Consider the following 3,082-nt stretch of genomic DNA (forward strand, 5'->3'; position numbering starts at 1 on the left):
TCTTCGGCTACCTCACCCCGGCCGAGACCAGGCGGCGCCACCAGCACACCCTCGCGGCATAGAGATCGAGTGTCCAAGTTCACGGGGAAACTTCAACCTGGTCGCTCTCGGCCTGTTCGTGGGAGGCGCGAGTGGGTGTGGTCACTGGCAGATCACCTTGCGGAAGCCGAAGTCCTTGCTCTGGTCGTTCTGGCCGGGTCCGCCCGGAGTCACCGTGGCGGATGGGTACTTGCTGCCGGACGATGTCATGCCATCGGAGTCGGTCTGTTGGTTGTCGCCCTGGTGGGGCTTGGTGGGGACCCAGTCGGTGAGCGGACCGTCGTTGGCGTAGTCGGCGGGGTTGTTCAGCTTGATGGTGTAGGTGCTTCCGGGCTTGAGATCCGTCACTTGTCGGGAGTCGAAGTAGTACTCGCCGCGTGGGTTGGTGGTGGTGGAGCCGATCTTTTTGCCGTCGGCGTCGTAGATGTTGACGGTGGCACCGGGTACACCATTCTCATCCGGGTCCTGGATGCCGTTCTTGTTCGTGTCGTACCAGATCCGGTCGCCGATCTGCAGCGGCGCCTGGTCACACAGCACCTCCAGGTCCGCGATGCCGCGGGACTTGCCGAAGGTGTCGTTCAGGTAGTTGCCGCTACTGCTGTTGGGCCTTCCCGACCAAGTGCCCGGCCCTGAACGGGTGCCCGTGGTGCGGTCAACCCACCGCACACCGCTGCCCGTCTTGTCGGTGGGGTCCATCGCGGTGAACGGGATCGTCGTCTCCACCTTGGAGAGGGCCAGGCCGCCTTCGCTGATCTCCCGGTGTCCGCCGGCCGCCCAGTCACCCGGATAGAACTCCTTGACGCCGGATTCGGCGTGTCCGCCGTTGTTGGCCGGGGTGGCGTTATTGGTGCAGCCGCCGTTGGCGTCCAGGACGAACTTGCCGCCCGCGCCGGGGCAGGCCCGGTTGATGTCACCGCCCTCGAAGGCGGTTGTGGGGCGGACATCGCTGGTGGCGGGAAGCGCCCAGCCGGTGCGGTCGGAGAAGCGGTCGCCGAAACCGATGACCATGTCACCGTTGGTTTCGAAGATGATGTCGGTCAGCATCGGCTCGGGGTTCTGGATGCGGTTGTGGGTGCAGGGGTGCCCGTCCTGCGTGGTGGGCCGGACATTGCTCCACGGGTACCAAGTGGAGCCGAAGCATGCCTTGTTCGCATAACTCGGCTGCATTCGCGGGTAGTTCAGTGGCTGGTTCATGACGGTTCCGGTGAAGGCGCCGGCGGCGGGGGCGAAGGTCTGGACGACGGCTCGCATGTCGGCTTTGCGGTGGGTGGATTCCGCGGAGCAGACGCCGCCGACGTAGACCTTGCCCTCCTGGATGCCCAGGCCGTAGGGTCGCCAGTCGCCCGGTGAGGCACATGGGTCCGGGATGGCGTAAGAGGCCTCGGGCGCGGACGCGGTGGCCTGCCGAGCGTTGTAGCGGTAGAGCCTACGGTCGTGCAGGTTCACGACGTACAGGTCGTTGCCGTCCGGGGTGACATCCAGGTCGCCGAGTGACTCCTTGCCCACCGCCGGACCGAACGCCTCATCGAGCCGGATGCCTGGGTGGTGGGAGGTGGTACCGGGGTTGGGGACTCTGGCGAACAGGTGAGTCTGCCTGGTGGCGGGGTCGGTCTGGTAGATCGCGCCGGGGCCGCCGGGGCCGTACTTGGTGCCCCGCTTGGCGTAGGCGGCGGAGAGGATCTGCTTCGTCACCTTGTTGTAGCCGATGCCCCATACGGTCCCGGTTTGCCCGTTATCGGCCAGGTCGGTGAGCTGGTTGTAGTCACCGCGCGCGTTGTAGGGGAAGGACGTCAGCGTGCGCTTGCTGTCCGGGGCGGGGTGCTTGGGCGGAATGGTGGGATTCATGCAGGCGGTGACCAAAGTGGCGTTCTTCTGGCAGTAGTCGTCCGGCCTCCAGAACGAGGTCGTCACCTCGGCATTGCGTCCGCCTGACAGGTCGACGAATTCCACATTGGATGACAGGTCCCTGGGGTTGCTCAGGTCCGGCTTGGATGCGGCGAAGCCGGGGAAGAGGGTGCCCGGCCTGGGGTTCTTCGCCTCGATCCGGTACTTGTTCCCTCGCAGGTCGGTGCCTGGTGACAGTTTCACTGTGCCGTCTGCCTGTGTGGCCCCCGTCACCGCATGCCCATGGGTATCGGTCAAGGAGACCGCCACCCCGGCCAGGCCCGGCTCAAGTGCCTGATCCCACGTGCCGTTTGCGTTGACCTCCTGTACCACTCGGACGAGCACGGTGCCGGCACTGACGTCGGCAGCGACTGGAGCCCTTACCGGCACATGCCCTGTTAGGGCAAACGTCACCAATAATGCCGTTGATAATACTAACGACATCCCGCCGACATGGTGCCGGTAATGCTGTCCATCCATTGATTTCCCCTCATGTTTGGCATCTGAATATATATCAGCGAATTGCCTTATGGATGATGAGTGTGTCAACGGAACATGACGGAAGTACGTTGAGTGGCCGCCAGCCGAGCACCCGGATGCAGCAGTGCCGACACAAGCCGTTCCTGGCATATCCGCAACTTGCCGGCGGCGTCTGGATCGGGTTCTTGATTACGGAATCCAGCACAGGCCAGGTTCCGTCCATGTTTGAGGATCCAGCACCAGTAGTGCTTCGTTACGTCGGGTGATCTCGCCTGGTGGTGGGCATCGTCCTGGTATGAGGCTGGGGGAAGTGGAGCGGCTCCGGGGTGAGTTATCGGAGTTCGCTGCCGATGTGTTCGCTTCGGTGCCGCGGCGGGATCAGCGGCGGTGGGACGAGTGATATCTGCGGGGTCTGATGCTGGACGGCCGGCGGAAGTCGATCCAGCCGATGGCCGAGCAGCTGCCGGACGGCAACATGCAGGCGTTGCAGCAGTTCGTGAACCAGTCCGTGGGATCCATGGCCGGTGCGGCGGCGGATCGCCCGGCGGTTGTGCGAGGCGATCAGGCCTGAGGTGTGGGTGGTCGAGGAATGGACACATGACGACGGGCGGCGTCGGGGGGCCGGCATGCCCGAGGAGGTCGCGCATGTGTCCAAGACTCAGCTGGCTCTGGGGCTGCT

Annotated in this window: 1 protein-coding gene and 1 pseudogene; one reads left to right on the forward strand and one right to left on the reverse strand. The window is 64.6% G+C overall.

Annotated features, from left to right (window positions below; translation table 11 throughout):
* Window positions 1–141 precede the first annotated feature (141 nt).
* Window positions 142–2,403, reverse strand: a complete 2,262-nt coding sequence (locus tag ACZ7GZ_RS42890; RefSeq protein ID WP_471033256.1) for an SdrD B-like domain-containing protein — start codon at window positions 2,401–2,403, stop codon at window positions 142–144.
* A gap of 295 nt (window positions 2,404–2,698) precedes the next feature.
* Between ACZ7GZ_RS42890 and ACZ7GZ_RS42895 the strand changes: the two are divergent.
* Window positions 2,699–3,082, forward strand: a pseudogene (locus ACZ7GZ_RS42895) (transposase); the annotation flags it as partial.

The organism is Streptomyces sp. NPDC037288 (assembly GCF_055603265.1).